At 37.2% G+C, this 18,423-nt stretch carries 13 protein-coding genes; 9 read left to right on the plus strand and 4 right to left on the minus strand.

The features are described 5' to 3' along the window. Nucleotides 1-167 precede the first annotated feature (167 nt). The 5 genes from EXE10_RS15705 to EXE10_RS15725 all read left to right on the plus strand — a co-directional run bounded on the left by EXE10_RS15705 (nucleotide 168) and on the right by EXE10_RS15725 (nucleotide 3,530). The gene (locus EXE10_RS15705) at nucleotides 168-485 is read left to right on the plus strand and encodes a hypothetical protein (RefSeq protein WP_068975827.1); all 318 of its coding nucleotides are present in this window, start codon (nucleotides 168-170) and stop codon (nucleotides 483-485) included. 251 nt (nucleotides 486-736) lie between these two features. Beyond that, nucleotides 737-1,285, plus strand: a complete 549-nt coding sequence (locus EXE10_RS15710; protein ID WP_130113999.1) for a DUF2239 family protein — start codon at nucleotides 737-739, stop codon at nucleotides 1,283-1,285. Between the two features lie 185 nt (nucleotides 1,286-1,470). Beyond that, nucleotides 1,471-2,058 (plus strand): TetR/AcrR family transcriptional regulator, encoded by a 588-nt coding sequence (locus tag EXE10_RS15715; protein ID WP_130114000.1) that lies wholly within the window; start codon nucleotides 1,471-1,473, stop codon nucleotides 2,056-2,058. 58 nt (nucleotides 2,059-2,116) lie between these two features. Next, nucleotides 2,117-2,983 (plus strand): DMT family transporter, encoded by an 867-nt coding sequence (locus EXE10_RS15720; RefSeq protein WP_130114001.1) that lies wholly within the window; start codon nucleotides 2,117-2,119, stop codon nucleotides 2,981-2,983. A gap of 274 nt (nucleotides 2,984-3,257) precedes the next feature. Next, a complete protein-coding gene (locus EXE10_RS15725) occupies nucleotides 3,258-3,530 on the plus strand; it encodes a hypothetical protein (protein WP_130114002.1) in 273 nt (90 codons plus the stop codon). A gap of 82 nt (nucleotides 3,531-3,612) precedes the next feature. Here EXE10_RS15725 and cysN read toward each other — a convergent pair whose 3' ends face one another. After that, the gene (gene cysN / locus EXE10_RS15730) at nucleotides 3,613-5,226 is read right to left on the minus strand and encodes a sulfate adenylyltransferase subunit CysN (RefSeq protein ID WP_130114003.1); all 1,614 of its coding nucleotides are present in this window, start codon (nucleotides 5,224-5,226) and stop codon (nucleotides 3,613-3,615) included. 158 nt (nucleotides 5,227-5,384) lie between these two features. Continuing rightward, complete coding sequence (gene cysD, locus EXE10_RS15735) at nucleotides 5,385-6,293, minus strand: sulfate adenylyltransferase subunit CysD (protein WP_171405033.1); 909 nt, start codon at nucleotides 6,291-6,293, stop codon at nucleotides 5,385-5,387. Nucleotides 6,294-6,443: 150 nt separating this feature from the next. On the opposite strand from cysD, the gene EXE10_RS15740 reads away from it, so the two are divergent. Continuing rightward, the gene (locus tag EXE10_RS15740; RefSeq protein WP_130114004.1) at nucleotides 6,444-6,887 is read left to right on the plus strand and encodes a GNAT family N-acetyltransferase; all 444 of its coding nucleotides are present in this window, start codon (nucleotides 6,444-6,446) and stop codon (nucleotides 6,885-6,887) included. Between the two features lie 237 nt (nucleotides 6,888-7,124). Here the strand turns inward: EXE10_RS15740 and EXE10_RS15745 are convergent, their stop codons facing one another. Next, a complete protein-coding gene (locus tag EXE10_RS15745) occupies nucleotides 7,125-8,582 on the minus strand; it encodes a capsule assembly Wzi family protein (RefSeq protein WP_130114005.1) in 1,458 nt (485 codons plus the stop codon). Nucleotides 8,583-8,756: 174 nt separating this feature from the next. Beyond that, nucleotides 8,757-10,379: an inorganic phosphate transporter gene (locus EXE10_RS15750; RefSeq protein ID WP_068975836.1), complete on the minus strand. Its 1,623-nt coding sequence runs from the start codon at nucleotides 10,377-10,379 to the stop codon at nucleotides 8,757-8,759. A 567-nt stretch (nucleotides 10,380-10,946) separates the two neighbouring features. Between EXE10_RS15750 and metH the strand changes: the two genes are divergently transcribed. The 3 genes from metH to EXE10_RS15765 all read left to right on the plus strand — a co-directional run bounded on the left by metH (nucleotide 10,947) and on the right by EXE10_RS15765 (nucleotide 18,205). Continuing rightward, nucleotides 10,947-14,636, plus strand: coding sequence for a methionine synthase (metH, locus tag EXE10_RS15755; RefSeq protein WP_130114006.1), 3,690 nt, complete (start codon nucleotides 10,947-10,949; stop codon nucleotides 14,634-14,636). Nucleotides 14,637-14,789: 153 nt separating this feature from the next. Further along, entirely contained in the window at nucleotides 14,790-15,938 is a 1,149-nt protein-coding gene (locus tag EXE10_RS15760; RefSeq protein WP_130114007.1) for a hypothetical protein, read from the plus strand. Further along, a complete protein-coding gene (locus EXE10_RS15765; protein WP_130114008.1) occupies nucleotides 15,935-18,205 on the plus strand; it encodes a hypothetical protein in 2,271 nt (756 codons plus the stop codon). Before EXE10_RS15760 ends, EXE10_RS15765 begins: the two co-directional genes overlap by 4 nt. Nucleotides 18,206-18,423: the final 218 nt, after the last annotated feature.

Genomic DNA, 18,423 nt, shown 5'->3' on the forward strand with positions numbered 1-18,423 from the left:
CCCGATCACTCTATTAAAACAATCAACAAAATGTCTTTGCACTAGTGCCGCCTACTATATCTGCCCTTTCACACGCCTGTTTAATATGCTATAACGTTTAAAATCATTTACTTATAATTATTTATACCAATCCAAATATTCCAAATGAATCAGACTAGGATGTAAAAATGGGCATATATGATCGACTGTCAATGAAGTGGCAAAATATCATTTCCATTGCTTTTCTAACCTTACTCAGCACACTGGCAATTATTGGTTGGGCTTACTTTCTACACTTCCCTTGGGCGTGGTTATTTCACATCATTCTGATCATTGAGCTTTTCATGCTTTTTGCCGTCAATTATTCAGAATACCAAGCCAGTTCAGTCAATGGCGCAGGTGGATGGAGTACATTTGGCTATATTTTTTTCCAAGGCGCTTTTGTCATTGCGATTACCGTATTACGTTTCATCATCTGGATTGCTGAACGCTTTGGACTTGTTTAGTTAAAACCATACAGCGTGAAGCATTCCTAATACAAAAACCAATCACTCATCCAATAAATTCCTTATCTCTACTTTTCAAATTATTGAATTTTCAATTCATCACTCATCTCCTTCTATTCTATTGATTTAATAATTTTTATTTTTTGACCAAATTATGTTCAGAATTTTTCTTGCTTTTTAATTTTACCCTGATAATATTAGTACATTATTTAGTTTTACCCCGATAAAACTATTTTATGTGAGAATGAAAAATGAACAGTGAAACACTTTATACCGCCTTTCATGGCAATACCCGAATCATCACGGACACCTTGTTTAAAGTTGTCTTGACGATAAAAGAAATTGACAATCATCAATCCAACATTTTGATTTTTAACCATCAAACTGGTCAGCAAATTGATCTGGACGTGTCTGGCTCAGAGCAAGATTTAATGCAACGCTATGCTGAAGTTGAAGAAGTTAAAAAGGTAGGACGTCCAAAGTTAGGGGTCATTTCCCGTGAAATTACGTTGCAACAAAAACATTGGAATTGGTTGGATCAACAAAATGCGAGTGCCTCAGCAGTGATTCGTAAATTGATTGATCAAGAGCTGAATAATCCTGCATCTGAAAGCAACATCATGTTGGCGAAACAAGCGGTGGATCGCTTTATGTCTGCGATGATAGGCAATATGCCGAACTATGAAGAAGCCACTCGCGCTCTATATCAAGGCAATAAAACCGCCTTTCTTGAGCTCATTCAAGACTATCCAACCGATTTAAAAGCCTATTTAGAGCAGCAATCAGCTCATGCATTTTAAGCCCCCACAAAACATCCAAATATTTTTGGATGTTTTCCCCTGATTTATAATAATTTTTAATTCAAATACTTATACAAATAAATCTTTTAAAACCATCCATTTCAATTTTAAAGATGAAATAAAATGCTTGCTTTACTCATTAATATTTTTATAATTAGGTAGATCGGTATACCTATTTTCTTGTTATGAAATCACATCAAGCTAAAGATAAAATTTTGGATGCAGCTAAAACTTTATTCTACAAAGATGGCATTCATGCGACAGGCATCAATACCATCACGGATCAAGCAGGCGTTGCCAAAATGTCGCTGTATAACAATTTTCCATCCAAAGCCGATCTGATTGAAGCCTATATCGAGTCGCGTAATATCGAATGGCAAGCCTTGTATGCCAAACGCCTGGTAACAGCACATACACCTTTAGATAAAATTTTAGCGGTGTTTGATGCTTATCGTGATCATGCCGAATCGGCTGTGGACAATGCTTTCCGTGGTTGTGGCATGCTCAATGCCGCAGCAGAATTTCCCGCACACAGCCCTGAACGGGATGCGGTGAAATTGCTAAAAGAAGGTATTGAGCAATTGTTAATTGAACATTTAAGTGAATTATTTTCTGATCCTAAACAAATTCAATATATCGCCACCATGCTGTCTTTTTTACTGGAAGGCTCAATCGCCCGTGCAGGTCTGGAGTGTTCTAGTGACAAGCTGATTATGGTTCGGAAAATGGCGGAAGATTTGATTCAGACTCAACTTCAACTTACTGCGAAATAACATAAGCACAGTCAATCTAAATCACTGTAAAGATGAGAAAAATAAACAGGATATCTCCATGAATGCCAAAAAACAATCAGGTTTAATCAGTATCGGGGCTTTTGTTCTACTGTGGGGAAGCGCCGCCATTTTTACCAAATGGGGACTGCATCATGGGGCTGTCATTCCCTTTCTGTTCTTTCGTTTTCTCATTGCGACTGTACTGATTTCTCTGTTTTGCGTCATCAGCAAACAGGCTTTTTTACCACAGAATACGCCTTATAAATATGTGATTTTGACAGGTTGTTTTCTCATTACCGGTTATACCCTGTTTTACTTTTTATCGCTTGAATTTGGGATTTCACCTGGATTACTTTCGACCATTTTAGCTTTACAGCCGATTTTGACATTTTTTATCACCGAGAAAAGTTTTTCTAAAGTGAAGTTAATTGGACTGATTCTGAGTTTTATCGGGATTATCTTTTTAGTTTATAACAATCTATTTGTGAATAAATTGTCGTTATGGGCAACAGTTTCCTCGATTATTTGTCTGGCATGTATTACCACAGGTGTGATTTTACAGCGGAAAATTTCGGAAAAACCTTGGCAGGTTTTACCTCTGCAATATGTGATTTCACTGATTTTCATTGCACTGATTATTCCATTTCAATCCTTTGATTTCGAGATGAATTTAGACTTTTGGATTCCTGTTTTGTATCAAGGCATCATTATTTCTGTAGTCGCTCAACTGATTTTTTATAAATTGTTGCAGTCAGGCAATCTGGTCAATACCACGAGTTTGTTTTATCTCGTACCACTGGTAACCTTGATTCTGGACTTTATGATTTTCAGGACTCAACTGTCTGTCTTTGACTACGTTGGAATTGTGGCGATTTTGAGTGGGGTTTATTTGGTGTATCGCAATAAAGCCATTCCCAAAGGTTAAAAGTGAGATTAAATAACCCATAGTTAATCAATGAATTTAGAAAAAATATCTATTTATTTATATTTTATAATCATTTACAGCGTGTTCCAATATGATTAGAGTATGAATCAGATAATGCAAGACGCTGTTGAATCCCATGTTCAATCATGTAAATGAGCCATCTCTTTTTCTTTTGTTGTTTTCAATGGTTTTAACTTAACTGTTGCAACATTTTGTCATCTGATTATTCCACCTATTTTAGTTCTAAATACTGATAGGACAAGGATTTCAATCAATGTTTGCCATTTTTACTCTCTTGTTCGGAAGCCTGATTGCAGCACTCATGTACGGATGGCTCAATCTATTAGGCTATTCAGTATTTTTGATTAAAACCGTAATGATCATTGAGCTATTGTGCATCATCATTACTGCAATTTATGAACAAAATGCAAGTAAAGCATCAGGCGCCAGTGGTTGGCTAATCTTTGTATTTATTGTATCCAATGTTTTAGCTGCATTCGGTTTTGGTGGTCTTAAACTTGTTTTATGGTTTTTCTCTTTGTTTTAGGACTGTAAAACGGTGTCTTAGCAACATTAATCATGCATAGAAAAACCCGCTTTCGCGGGTTTTTTTCAATCAATCCAATCTCTTAGAGACGAACCAATTCCACAATTTTTTCTGCCAGTTCTTCAACAGTTTCCTGAGCAAAACTCACATCAGCTCCTTGTGCAACATCACTGATGATCACTACACCCGTCTGACGAAGTAATGCAACTTGCTCAGCAGATAAACCTGCTTTGGCAATCGCAACAACACCCTGTTGAATCAAAACACTTTCAAGTGATTGAGCATTTTCAAGTGCTTTCGCAGAAACAGCCACCACAGCAGGCTTTTGACCCAAACGTGCAGCACGTGCTTCAGCAGTCACAGGCTCATCATGTGCAGTCCATTCCACCGCAGCTTCAACCATACCCGCACCAACTGTTACGTTGCTTAAACGGTCGATGAAGATAAACGAACCTGTATAACGACTGTCCTGATAACGGTCAAATACCACTGGCGCATCAAACTCAATCTCAACATCAGCAATTGCATTCAGATCAAGCTGTTCAACTTCAGTTTTTTCCAAAGTATTCACGTTGGTACGATAGTTAATTTTTTCAACTTTCGCAGGAATCGTTTGCGTACCAATTTTGACGTTGTACAACTTACCAATCACCAACGGTTGATCTGCCATCCACACCACAGACGCACGTACAGAACGAGACAAAGACGGTTGCTCGCCTGCTTTGACAAGGACATTACCGCGAGAAACGTCGATTTCATCATTCAGTGTCAATGTCACCGCTTGACCTGCAATCGCATGTTCAAGATTGCCATCAAAAGTCACGATTTCTTTTACTGTAGACTTTTTGCCCGATGGTAAAGCGACAAGTTCATCACCAACTTTTACTTCACCTAAAGCAATCGTGCCACAGAAACCACGGAAGTCGAGGTTTGGACGGTTGACATATTGCACTGGGAAACGGAACTCGTGCGCACTGGTATCACGTGTGATTTCAACTGTTTCCAGGGTATTCATCAGGGTTTTACCTGTATACCACGGCGTATTTGGTGATGGATTCACCACGTTATCACCATTCAATGCCGAAATAGGCGTGAAGATGATATTGGCTGGCTTACGATCACCCAGTTGGTTTACGAATGCATTATATTCTTCTTGAATTTCATTGAAACGAGCTTCAGAAAATTCAACGAGATCCATTTTATTGATCGCAACCACGATATTGCGAATACCCAACAGACTCGCGATAAATGAGTGACGACGTGTTTGGGTTTGTACGCCATATCGAGCATCAATCAGGATAATCGCAAGATCAGCCGTAGACGCTCCTGTTGCCATGTTACGAGTGTACTGCTCATGCCCTGGAGTATCGGCAATGATGAACTTACGTTTTTCAGTTGAGAAATAACGATAAGCCACATCAATGGTAATACCTTGTTCACGTTCCGCTTGCAGACCATCAACAAGTAATGCCAAGTCAGGTGCATCACCTGTGGTACCGACTTTTTTCGAGTCACGAGTCACCGCTTGTAATTGATCTTCATAAATCAATTTTGAATCGTAAAGTAAACGACCAATCAAAGTCGATTTACCATCATCCACGTTACCGCAAGTCAGAAAACGCAATAAGTCTTTATTTTCGTGCTGTTTTAAATACGCCAAAATATCTTGGCTAATCAATTCTGATTGATGAGACATTGCTCAAAACTCCACATATTCTTTAGAAATCGGTTTCTGTATCTGTTCAATCTTCAATCCCTCTAAATCTCCCTTTGTTAAGGGAGACTTGCTCCTTTCTATGAGAGTCCCCCCTCTTTCACAAAGAGGGGGTTAGGGGGAGATTCATATAGAAATACTTAGAAATAACCTTCTTGCTTTTTCTTTTCCATCGAGCCTGCTTCATCATGGTCAATCATACGACCTTGACGTTCAGAACTCGTCGCCAAAAGCATTTCCTGGATAATTTCAGGCAATGTCGTTGCAGTTGACTCAACCGCACCCGTCAATGGATAACAACCTAAAGTACGGAAACGTACCGATTTCATTTGTGGAACTTCGCCTTCTTTTAAACGCATACGTTCATCATCCACCATGATCAGCGTACCACTGCGTTCAACCACTGGACGTTCAGCAGCTAAATATAGAGGCACCAAAGGAATACTTTCTTGGTAGATATATTGCCAGATGTCCAACTCAGTCCAGTTCGACAATGGGAATACACGGATACTTTCACCTTTGTTCACTTTACCATTGTAAAGATTCCAAAGTTCAGGACGCTGGTTTTTTGGATCCCAACGATGTTTATTGTCACGGAACGAGTAAACACGCTCTTTGGCACGTGATTTTTCTTCATCACGGCGCGCGCCACCAAATGCCGCATCAAACTGATATTTATCCAAAGCCTGTTTTAAGCCTTGAGTTTTCATGATATCCGTATATTTTGAACTGCCATAATCAAAAGGATTGACATTGGCGTCTTTGCCTTCTTTATTTTGATGTACGATCAGGTCGAAACCATGTTCTTTTGCCATGTTGTCACGGAATGTGATCATGTCCTTGAACTTCCAGCCTGTGTCGACATGCAACAGTGGGAAAGGAAGTTTTGCAGGATAGAATGCTTTTAAAGCAAGATGCAGCATGACAGCTGAGTCTTTCCCGATTGAGTAAAGCATCACTGGATTTTCAAATTCAGCAGCAACTTCACGGATAATATGAATACTCTCAGCTTCAAGCTGTTTAAGATGAGTAAGTCTTTCCTCAGATATAGGCATTTTGACAGCACCAGCTCACAAAAAACGTGTACTTATTACACATATTAAAATTTATATTCATTATAGTGATTTACACAGCCACCCTTTTGCTTGTTTTTTTATATTGATATATAAAAAGATCATAAGCAACTCACAGAGCAAACTATGTCCACACAAATTATACCTTTAGATGAGATTCGTTTTGAACAATGGCTTCCACTTTGGCAAGAGTATTTAAACTTTTATAAAACACAATTAAGTGATGAACAAATAAGTTTATCTTGGAAGCGAATCACAAATTCTGAACAAGCGGATATGTTTGGTTTTGCGATTCAAGTGAATGATGAAGTTGTAGGTTTTGTCCATTTAATTTCACACATGAGTATGTGGACAGACAAGCCTTGTTGTTATTTACAAGATTTATATGTCAATACGCAATATAGGAATCAAGGCTTGGCTCGAAAGCTGATAGAGCATAGCTACCAAGTATGCTCTGGAAAATATGACCGTGTCTATTGGTTAACCCATGAAAGTAATATCACAGCGCAATATCTATATGATCGCATTGCAACAAAAACAGGATTTATTCAATACAAAAAAGCGCTATAGGCTAGGCCGAAGCAGCTTCAAATGATGAGTATAAAAAATTCACACATAAAAAAAGGCTTATCAAATAATGATAAGCCTATAAAACTCTTAAAATATGGGTAAAACAACATCCCCATACTTCGAGGGTAGGAATAACTTCTTTAAATAAGGTCAATTAAAGAAGTCAGTTCATATTAGAATTTTTCAAAAACACTGTATATACCTAGAATTGGGTATATTTTCGCACAATTAGACTAATTAATAACCAAATACAGTTTTATCTAAAGGAATTTCAATTCCGACTGAAGCTCCAGCATCATTTCCATGCACATCCGAGTCACTTACCCAACCATTAATTTTCAATGGAATCGTAGGTTTTATATAATGTGTCCAAGTCAAATCTAAAGCTTTAATTTTATCATTTTCAGGAAACGCAAAGTTAATTTGATTCTCTCCAAACTTAGCTGAAGATTGGTTTACTTTGGCATAAATAGCACGACCTGATAAACGATTCATCACATCAAATCGAATATCGCCACCAACAGAAACCATTTCACCATCACCCCCCATCGCATGTCCAAGCGGGAAACCATGTTGGTAATAACCATCCGTATAAATATAATGATTATAAGAGACGCCATCAACACTACCGTTAGTTGTGGTATCTGCCCATTCTGCATAAAGTTGAACTGGCATATTTTTAAAGCTCATTGAATAATCAGCACCTGCCAAGTACATTTTTTTAGCAGGTAACAACCCAGCTTCATCTTCACCTACATACTGAGCATAAAAACTAACAGGTACATTCAACAAAGATTGTAAATTTAGGCGACCATCAAATCCAGCGATCTGATTCGATTTATCATCATCCCCATTATCAAAATTATCATTACCTTTAATTGCATTCCACAGTGAATCAAAGCTTTCCGAACGACCTTCACCGCCCCATTGTAAAATGCGCGAAGCACCTAACTCCAAATATGGTAGTGGTTGTGCTGTTAAACGGAAACCTAATAACTTAGCATCCGGAATAGCTTGATAATCATCTAACTGGCCTGCAAAAGCTTGATATTGCCAAGGTCCAATCCAAGACAACCATTTAGATTCAAAAGCTTTTTGTTCTGCACGTTGGGCAGTAAAACCATAAACTGGGCGACTGGCATCACCACGAACCAAACTACCATCGTGTCCTGGTCCCCAATATGTTGGAATTTGACCCGCAATTAGCCATTGGTTCCAAAGCTTGCCGGCAATATAAGAGCCTTCTACATTGACATCATGACCACTATCAATCTGTGGATCTTTTTCACCATTTACACGTAGTTTCGCATCCCAATTTGCACCACCGCCATTCACTTCCAGTGAACCAACATATTGTGCTTTTTGGTTATCACCAAAGGCTTGTGGAATATTTTTAAGATCAGTTTCTGCAAATAAACCTAACTTCGCAGTTTGATTATCTGCTTTGAGTTCATTTTGAATAGAGTCAATCACTTTCTGTTGGGTATTATTTGAAACTTTAGCTTGAGATAAGGCACGTTGAATTTCATCACCACTCATCGGCCAAGTTGATGTACTAATTTGAATCACACCTTGTTGATTTAACCAGTTCAAATCTGTACGAAGGTTTTCGTTGTTTAATACAATACCTTGTGCAAAAACAGGTAATGACATTCCAAATAATACAGCAGCATACAGTGATTTTCTTAAATACATGCTCTTTTTCTCAAGTTCAATTTACTGCCACACCTTAGTTATTTTTAATTTATTTTTCAATGATAAAATTGTGCTGGTTCTATTACAGCAATAAAAAAAGAGCGTATTAAAAATACACTCTTTTGATCAAAACTTTAGAATGCTATCGCAGTCTAAAACTTAGAAACTTTTAATTTAGAAAACTTTTAATAACAACCAGAATAATGCACCAGATAAACAAATCGTTGCAGGTAATGTAAAGATCCACGCAGAAAGAATCGTTTTCACTGTCGCGAAATTCAGACCGGTTTTATTGGCAACCATGGTACCTGCAACCGCAGAGTTTAAAACATGCGTTGTTGATACTGGTAAACCAAAACCATCTGCTGCTGCAATTGTCGTCATTGCAACCAACTCAGCAGACATCCCTTGACCATATGTCATGTGATGCTTACCAATACGCTCACCCACTGTCACAACAATACGCTTCCAACCCACCATTGTTCCTAAACCAAGTGCCAATGCAACTGCAACTTTCACCCAGTTTGGAATATATTGTAGGAACGAATCTAAGTTGCTGCGGTACTCTTTTACCACTTTCTTTTGTTCTGTAGACATGGCAGGAAGTTGTTCCGCTTTATCTAAACGTTTAAAAGCAGTCGTACTCAAGTACATATCATTACGTAATGACGATACTTCAGCTTCTGGAATATCTTTTAAATCACCATATTTAGCAACACGTTCACCCAAATGATCCGTCAAACTTGCCAAAGCAGGAACAACTTCTGGGTTGATCTCTTTGGTTTGAATAAATTTGGTAATCGTCACACGTGCTTTTTCATCTGGAATATCTGCATGTTGCGCATAAATCGCTGTCGCAGTTTGTGTAGATAATTGTGAGAAAGACTGTAAATGTTGTTGATCTAAGTTTTTATTCAAAGAATAAGCCAATGGCACTAAACCGATCAAAATCAACATGATCAAGCCCATACCCTTTTGCCCATCATTTGAACCATGCGCAAAACTCACACCTGTACAGGTGAAAATCAAAATGGCACGAATCAAAGGTGGAGGGGGCTTATTCCCTTCTGGTGGTTGGAATAATTCAACTTGTTTCTTAAAGATTTTTTTAACCAATAAGAATACAACTGCTGCAAATGCAAAACCAATCAATGGTGAAAACAGTAGAGCTTTACCAACTTTCAGCACTTGATCCATGTCTACACCACTTGCACCACTTGATGAATGCAAAATGTAGTTCATGATCCCCACACCCAGAATCGAACCGATTAGAGTGTGAGAACTTGAAGCAGGAATACCAAGGAACCATGTACCTAAGTTCCAAAGAATAGCTGCGATTAGCATGGCAAAAACCATAGCGAATCCTGCACCTGAACCGACATTCATAATCAGTTCAACAGGAAGCAGTGCAATAATGCCGTATGCCACTGCGCCACTCGCAACCATTACCCCAAGGAAATTACAAAAACCAGCCCACATCACTGCAACAGGTGCAGGTAGCGCATTGGTATAAATCACGGTTGCTACAGCATTGGCAGTGTCATGGAAACCATTGACAAACTCAAAGCCCAGAGCAATGAATAAAGCTGTCGCTAAAAGAATGACAGAATATAAACTTAAAGCAGGAACATGTGCTAAATCTGCACTAAGTTGCACACCAATATAAATCAGGGTAGCAATAATGATCGTCAAAAACACCGGCATAAAAAATTTCGGTGTAGGAACATGCACATTCGTCGATTTGACAGCCTTTTGAGCCTGTGCAGAATCTGAGACGGGAGGTAAATTCGAATTCATGCAGAAATATAGCGAATATTAGAATGCGCTTATTGTTCAATTAAATTGTGACAATTATATGACAAATGACTGCCATATGAAGTGAATTTTTAAATTATTTCACTTCATTACTTCGCAACAGTTGCGACAAAGTTAATATTTTTATTTATATTAATCATATATTTATTATATTTATCAAAATAATAATTTTGCAAATCATTACAATTCCAACTGAAATATTATTTGTAATATTTCTATCAAATATGACTACTGCAAAATTTAATCTTCAAATTTTGCATGATGTATATGACAATATGATGAAAAAATAAACATTGCATGATCACCTACTATGATTGTTTTATTTACCTATTCGACTATTTTTTGATGCAAATTTCACAATAACGATATGCGCTATCGATATAGCGAAGTAAAATTCCAGAATTGATTTTAAGAACATATCAAAATAACCAATTTCTAAAATGAATCATTCTCATGTAAGAAAATACGCTTGAAATCGGCTTTTGCAGTAATCGCATACAGGATCTGTTAATATATTGCACGTTTAAAAAAGCCAGCTGAGAGTTTTGAATGTCGACACTTGCCACCTTAAAAGCGCTTCTCGCCCAACGCATCCTGATTATTGACGGTGCGATGGGTACCATGATCCAACGCCATAAATTAGAAGAAGCCGACTATCGTGGTGAGCGTTTTGCCGACTGGGCATCTGACCTTAAAGGCAACAATGACCTTCTGGTTCTGACTCAACCGCAGATTATTCAAGGTATTCATGAAGCCTACCTGGATGCGGGTGCTGACATTATCGAAACCAACTCTTTCAATGGTACAAAAGTTTCAATGTCGGACTATCACATGGAAGAATATGTCCATGAGATCAATTTTGAAGCGGCACGTATTGCCAAAGCGGCCTGTGAAAAATATTCAACGCCTGACAAACCACGTTTTGTTGCAGGTGTTTTAGGTCCTACATCACGTACCTGTTCGATTTCTCCAAATGTAAATGACCCTGCGTTCCGTAACATTACTTTTGATGAATTAAAAGAAAATTATATTGAAGCCGCACATGCCCTGATTGAAGGTGGTGCGGATATTCTCCTGATCGAAACTGTATTCGATACCCTGAACTGTAAAGCAGCAATTTTTGCGGTAAAAGAAGTGTTTAATCAGATTGGTTATGAATTGCCACTGATGATTTCAGGCACGATTACCGATGCTTCAGGTCGTACATTAACTGGTCAAACTGCAGAAGCATTCTGGAACTCAGTCCGTCATGGCGATTTATTGTCGATTGGTTTTAACTGCGCCTTAGGTGCAGATGCAATGCGTCCGCATGTCAAAACCATTTCTGATGTTGCCGATACCTTTGTTTCAGCGCATCCAAACGCAGGCTTACCGAATGCCTTTGGTGGTTATGATGAAACCCCTGAAGAAACTGCGGCATTCTTAAAAGAATTTGCCGAAAGTGGTTTGATCAATATCACAGGCGGTTGCTGTGGTACCACACCTGATCATATCCGTGCCATTTACAATGCTGTCAAAGACATTAAACCTCGTCAGGTTCCTGAAACCAAACCTGCATGCCGTTTAAGTGGTTTAGAACCATTTAACATCACCGCTGATTCATTGTTTGTGAATGTCGGTGAACGTACTAACGTCACAGGTTCAAAAAAATTCCTGCGTTTAATCCGTGAAGAAAATTTTGCTGAAGCTTTAGATGTGGCGTTGCAACAAGTAGTTGCAGGTGCACAGGTGATCGACATTAACATGGATGAGGGGATGCTCGATTCGCAAGGTGCGATGGTACATTTCCTCAATCTGGTTGCATCTGAACCTGAAATTTCTAAAGTGCCAATCATGATTGACTCATCAAAATGGGAAATCATTGAAGCAGGCTTGAAGTGCGTTCAGGGTAAACCTGTGGTGAACTCGATTTCCCTCAAAGAAGGTTATGACGAATTTGTACAAAAAGCTCGCTTATGTCGCCAATACGGCGCAGCGATCATCGTCATGGCATTTGATGAAACAGGTCAGGCAGATACCGCAGCACGTAAGCGTGAAATCTGTAAGCGTTCTTATGATGTATTGGTCAATGATGTTGGCTTCCCTGCGGAAGATATTATTTTCGATCCAAACGTATTTGCTGTAGCAACAGGGATTGAAGAACATAATAACTATGCGGTTGATTTTATTGAAGCGACAGGTTGGATTAAACAGAACCTGCCACATGCGATGATTTCAGGTGGTGTGTCTAACGTATCGTTTTCATTCCGTGGTAATGAGCCTGTACGTGAAGCGATTCACTCTGTGTTCCTTTATCATGCCATCAAACAAGGCATGACCATGGGGATCGTAAATGCCGGTCAGATGGCGATTTACGATGATATTGACCCTGAGTTAAAAGCTGCGGTTGAAGATGTGATTCTGAATCAGAATCAGGGTGAAAGCCATCAAGAAGCGACTGAAAAACTGCTTGAAGTGGCTGAAAAATACCGTGGTCAGGGTGCAGCGCAAAAACAAGTGGAAAACTTGGAATGGCGTGAACTTCCTGTAGAAAAACGTCTTGAACATGCTCTTGTTAAAGGTATCACCACTTTTATTGATGAAGATACCGAAGAAGCACGTTTAAAATCAGCACGTCCGCTTGATGTGATCGAAGGTCCATTGATGGATGGTATGAATGTGGTCGGCGACCTGTTCGGTTCAGGTAAAATGTTCCTCCCACAAGTGGTGAAATCCGCGCGTGTAATGAAGCAAGCTGTAGCTTGGTTAAACCCGTTCATTGAAGCTGAAAAATCTGGCGGTCAGTCTAAAGGTAAAGTTCTGATGGCAACGGTGAAAGGCGATGTACATGATATTGGTAAAAATATCGTGGGCGTGGTTTTAGGCTGTAATGGTTATGACATCATTGACCTTGGTGTGATGGTGCCTGCTGAGAAAATTTTACAAACTGCGATTGATGAAAATGTCGATATTATCGGTTTGTCAGGTTTGATTACGCCATCTTTGGATGAAATGGTTTTTGTTGCCAAAGAAATGCAACGTAAAGATTTCCATGTGCCATTGTTGATTGGTGGTGCAACAACTTCTAAAGCGCATACCGCTGTAAAAATTGACCCACAATATTCAAATGATGCGGTGATTTATGTTGCCGATGCATCACGTGCTGTGGGTGTGGCAACAACTTTATTATCAAAAGAAATGAAGCCGAAATTTGTTGAAGAAACCCGTGCGGAATATGAAAAAGTCCGTGAACGTATTGCCAACAAACAGCCAAAAGCCGCCAAACTGTCTTATGCAGAATCGATTGAAAATGGTCTGAAAATTGACTTTGCAGCGAATAAGCCTGCGAAGCCAAACTTCATTGGTACGCAAACCATTACCAATTATCCACTTGAAACATTGGTGGAATATTTTGACTGGACGCCATTCTTTATTTCTTGGAGTTTGGCAGGTAAATTCCCGAAAATTCTGACGGATGAAGTAGTCGGTGAAGCTGCAACGGATTTATACAATCAAGCGCAAGACATGTTGAAAGACATTATTGAAAATAAACGCTTTGATGCTCGTGCTGTATTTGGCATCTACCCTGCGAACCGTTCTGCGGCGGATTCTGTTGAAGTTTATACGGAAGATGGTCAATCGGTGACACATACATTCCATCATATCCGTCAGCAGTCTGACAAAGTCACAGGCAAACCAAACTTGTCATTGGCTGACTTTGTAGCAACAAAAGATCAAGCGCAAGATTGGTTAGGTGGTTTCACCGTGTCGATCTTTGGTGCGGAAGAAATGGCGCATGAATATAAAGCCAAAGGCGATGACTATTCTGCGATTCTTGCGCAATCTTTAGGTGACCGTTTTGCTGAAGCTTTTGCGGAACATTTGCATGAGCGTATCCGTAAAGAGTTCTGGGGTAATCAAGCTTCTGAAAGTTTAAGCAATGAAGAGTTGATTAAAGAGAAGTATGTCGGGATTCGTCCTGCACCTGGCTACCCTGCTTGTCCTGAGCATTCTGAAAAAGCATCTTTGTTTGACTGGTTAGGTTCTACCGATAAAATTGGTACACAGCTCACTACAAGTTTTGCGATGTGGCCACCGTCATCTGTCAGCGGTTTCTATTATGCAAACCCACAGTCTGAATATTTTAACGTGGGTAAAATTGCTCAGGATCAGCTTGAGGATTATGCGCAGCGTAAGGGTTGGACAATGGATGAGGCGAAGCATTGGTTAGCACCGAATTTGGATGATTCTGTTTCTTAATAAAAAGAATGGGAGTTTTAGAACTCCCCCCTTTTTTCTTTAAAAAAGCTATTTAATACAATGAGTTGAAATTTGTTTCAAAATAAATGATTTAAATCACAAAATTATTTATAAACTCTGAATCAAAATCAGTACAACTATGAGAAGCCATCGATGAAAGTTAGTACAAATTTAACTAATGATGAGTTAGAAGCGCTCTATGAGCATATAGATTCTGAGACTATCAATTTACCAAAAAATTTCAAAAAATTGAGATTGGGTTCTTTATCTAGGTTATGTCAAATATTCATAACTGCTCTGAAATATAACCCCGATAAAATTGTTAAATTCTACCAATTTGATTCAACTTCTAAAGAAAATGCTATTGATGAATTTTTAGAAAGACCCGAATGTTTAACAGCACTTTTAATGTCAAATAATGTGTATGAAAAAGATAAAAGTATTGATGGGAAACAAGAAACTATCGAATTGAAATCTAAAATAAATCGTAAAATACAAGATAGATTAAATCTATCAATTTTCGAAAAAAACCATAGAATACAAATGTTTGCCGTAGATCATTCTGTAAAAAAATATGCATTCCCTAGCTGTTTCTATTTCCCTGAGGGACAGAATACATTAGCTAGTAGTGATTTTTATGCAGGACTACTACATAAAGCTATTCATAGATTCCATTACAAAACAGAAATTAGTACCGAAGAAATTAATGGATTAGCACTAGCTATCCATGAACTAATACAAAATACTGAACAACATGCGAAAAATGAGTTTAATACTGGAAAAGTTAAAAGATCCGTTCGAGCATTAATTATAGATTATAAGTCTATGTGGCAGTCCGATGACGTTGAGCGTATAAGTGGATTAGATACTCCCATGACTGATTATTTAAAAAATATTAAAGAAGATAAAAATAGTCTTCATTTGTTAGAGATTTCAATATTTGATAGCGGTGAGGGAATTTTTAAAACACTTGCATCTTCCAATAATGATCAATATGAAATAAAAGATGAAGTCCAAATAATTGAAGAGGCTTTTGCAAAGGGTAAAACCTCCAAAAGTGATTGTCAGGGTTACGGCAGAGGTTTACATAATGTTCGTACCATTTTAGATAAAAGATCAGGTTTTTTATCATTACGAACTGGACATGTTTCTTTATTTCGAAATTTTAAAAGTAATCAATTAATTGAATCAGAGAATGATCCACTTAAGCTATATGATGAAGTCAGTAAATCTAGAAATCAATATAAAAAGTTCGCTCATGCTGAAGGGTTAGCGATTAGTATTTTGGTACCATTACGATGAATAATTTTTATTTTTATCAATCTAAACTTAATGAAACTAAGTCTAATCTTATTATTTGCTTTTACTCTGGGAGAGATCTTTGCGTAGAAACATTTTACAATGAAGTATTAGCTCAATTTAAAATACAGTTTTTTTCTGAAGATATTATATTTATAACACATCAATTTAATAAAGATGATGTTTCTGAAAAATTACTTAATAATATCTCACAAGAAAATCTAAAAGATAGAATTAATAGCTTTCAGAAAATAAAATTTCATACATGCTTTATAGATTTAAGAGGTAATTTTCAAGTAAATACATACAATCAGTATCAATGTGATTTTAACATAGAAGAAATACAAAATATTTTAGAAATAGGATTACTAAATATTATAATCAAAAGAAATCTAGTCATTACACCTCCAGCAAACATACATTTTATAAAACCATCTGGAAAACATACTACAAAATTTATTGATGTAAAAAATATACTTGAATCTTCTCCAGAAATTTCATTTATTGCAACAAACATATTGCGCCTATTACCTGACAATAAAAATATTGAAAAAATATATATTGATACTTCAGGTATATATTCTTTAGCATTTGAATTAAGTAATTTGATTAGATGTTTTAATGAAAGTTATAAACCTATTCCTATTGACTCATTTGGTAGCTATGGAAGATTCGAAGATTATCAATTTAATCCTGATCAAAATACTTTAGTATTAATCTCTGCATCTACAAGTAATGAACTATATAAAGAATTAAAACGCCCAGAACGATTAACTGAAGATGCTCATTTCATTACACTATTTATGACTCAAAAAAATGATGAATGCCAAAATGTCTTAGTAGAATTTGTTGAATACTATAACCTTTACAAGTCATCAGTTTTTGAAAATTTTAAATCTTACAATGATGATAATTGTCCCATGTGTGCTGATAAATCCTCTGTTCCAGTACCATTAGGCAAAGATAGATTTGATTTTTCTGCACCACGTACTAGTGCTTATTTACCAATAGCTAAAGATTCGGATGAACAGTTAAAAAGCTTAATAAGTGACTATAAGAGTTTTAATATTTTTAAATGTCTTTTTGATGGAGTTGACGGTAGAAAGCCTAAAACACCAGAATACTTTATTGATGTGCGTAAGGTTGTCAAAACTAAAAAGTTTAAAGAAAAAGTGATAGATAAATTCATAAATAGACACTTTCCATTAAATACAGATTGTATTATTTATTGCAAAGATCAAGGAGCTAAAGAACTCGCTAATTTTATTAAAAGAACCGTTGCTAAAAAGCAACTAAGCGTAAAACTTTATGAGGGAGCCATTCCTGAGAATGTAGAAATAAATAAAGGTATTATTGTTGTTGCAGGCTCATTAGAGTCTGGAAAAGCTTTACTAAATATAAGTAGAACATTGAGAAAATTTCATGAACAGCCTATAACCTATGTAATTGGCTTTGCCAAATACAATTCTGAAGCAGATTTTAAAAAATTACAAAATGATCTCAAATTCTCTACCGGTCCATCAGGTCATCACTCTATTCATGTTATAGAAAAAATTCTTCTCCCGATTAATGAGCATGATGAAATAATTTGGGATAAAGAAATTGAATTCCTAAATAGCATTTCCCCTCAATATTCACAAAATCCATCATTAAAGATGAGAATAGATTCACGTATTGAATTGCTAAAAAATTGCAGATCTATTGAAGTACAAGGCTTAGGTGAATCTCTATTTCTTAACACTATTAATACTGATCCTCTAGTATTAGGTAAGTCATTTGCATTTTGGAATCCAATTGATAATAAAAAAGAATTCAAACATCAAGCTACGGTATATTTCACAATATCCTCGATATTACAAAAATTAAGAACTGAAAAAGGTAAGAGTGGCCTCATACCTCTAGGTGATGGCTATATTATTAGACAACTCGACCCATTGCTTTTCGATAGATTTAACGAAGGCATTATTCAAGCAAGTGTATTGAGATGTGCGAAGTCAAAAGAGCTAGATTATCGTGATAATGATAATCAGAGTAAAATCATAGGTTCCCTAATTGAAAGAATGCTCATGAATCCTGATAGTAAAGAATCTTCTGGTCTTTCAGAGTTTTTGCTTGCTCTTTCTCTCAAAAGGCTACAAATTAAAAAAAATCACTTACCGGACTTTGAAAATCATTGTTTAGATCAGGCTAAACACTCTATGGCTTGGATTCTAGCAGAACAGTTGCAACCTCCGTCACCCGAAGTTGAAGTTATTGATGTACCTCTATAAATAGCTGTTATCTCATAAAAAACTCACAATTTTAAACAGTTCACTATTTTTTACCACCTTTTGAAACATAGGTATCCACACAATGATGTGTGGATACCTATGCCTTCCAGGAGAGGGCTAGGGAGAAATAAAAAACACTCAAAAAACCCGACACAAAAAAGCCCACTTTTCAGTAGGCTTTCAATAAAACATTCAACTTAATGCGCAGCACCTGGCCC

The organism is Acinetobacter sp. WCHAc060033 (genome assembly GCF_004209125.1).
Lineage (GTDB): Bacteria > Pseudomonadota > Gammaproteobacteria > Pseudomonadales > Moraxellaceae > Acinetobacter > Acinetobacter wuhouensis.

Bases quoted from the DNA above. Each gene is read 5' to 3' on its own strand.
- EXE10_RS15705 (WP_068975827.1), top strand. From the start codon at position 168: ATGGGCATATATGATCGACTGTCAATGAAGTGGCAAAATATCATTTCC.
- EXE10_RS15710 (WP_130113999.1), top strand. From the start codon at position 737: ATGAACAGTGAAACACTTTATACCGCCTTTCATGGCAATACCCGAATC.
- EXE10_RS15715 (WP_130114000.1), top strand. From the start codon at position 1,471: ATGAAATCACATCAAGCTAAAGATAAAATTTTGGATGCAGCTAAAACT.
- EXE10_RS15720 (WP_130114001.1), top strand. From the start codon at position 2,117: ATGAATGCCAAAAAACAATCAGGTTTAATCAGTATCGGGGCTTTTGTT.
- EXE10_RS15725 (WP_130114002.1), top strand. From the start codon at position 3,258: ATGTTTGCCATTTTTACTCTCTTGTTCGGAAGCCTGATTGCAGCACTC.
- cysN (WP_130114003.1), bottom strand. From the start codon at position 5,226: ATGTCTCATCAATCAGAATTGATTAGCCAAGATATTTTGGCGTATTTA.
- EXE10_RS15740 (WP_130114004.1), top strand. From the start codon at position 6,444: ATGTCCACACAAATTATACCTTTAGATGAGATTCGTTTTGAACAATGG.
- EXE10_RS15745 (WP_130114005.1), bottom strand. From the start codon at position 8,582: ATGTATTTAAGAAAATCACTGTATGCTGCTGTATTATTTGGAATGTCA.
- EXE10_RS15750 (WP_068975836.1), bottom strand. From the start codon at position 10,379: ATGAATTCGAATTTACCTCCCGTCTCAGATTCTGCACAGGCTCAAAAG.
- metH (WP_130114006.1), top strand. From the start codon at position 10,947: ATGTCGACACTTGCCACCTTAAAAGCGCTTCTCGCCCAACGCATCCTG.
- EXE10_RS15760 (WP_130114007.1), top strand. From the start codon at position 14,790: ATGAAAGTTAGTACAAATTTAACTAATGATGAGTTAGAAGCGCTCTAT.
- EXE10_RS15765 (WP_130114008.1), top strand. From the start codon at position 15,935: ATGAATAATTTTTATTTTTATCAATCTAAACTTAATGAAACTAAGTCT.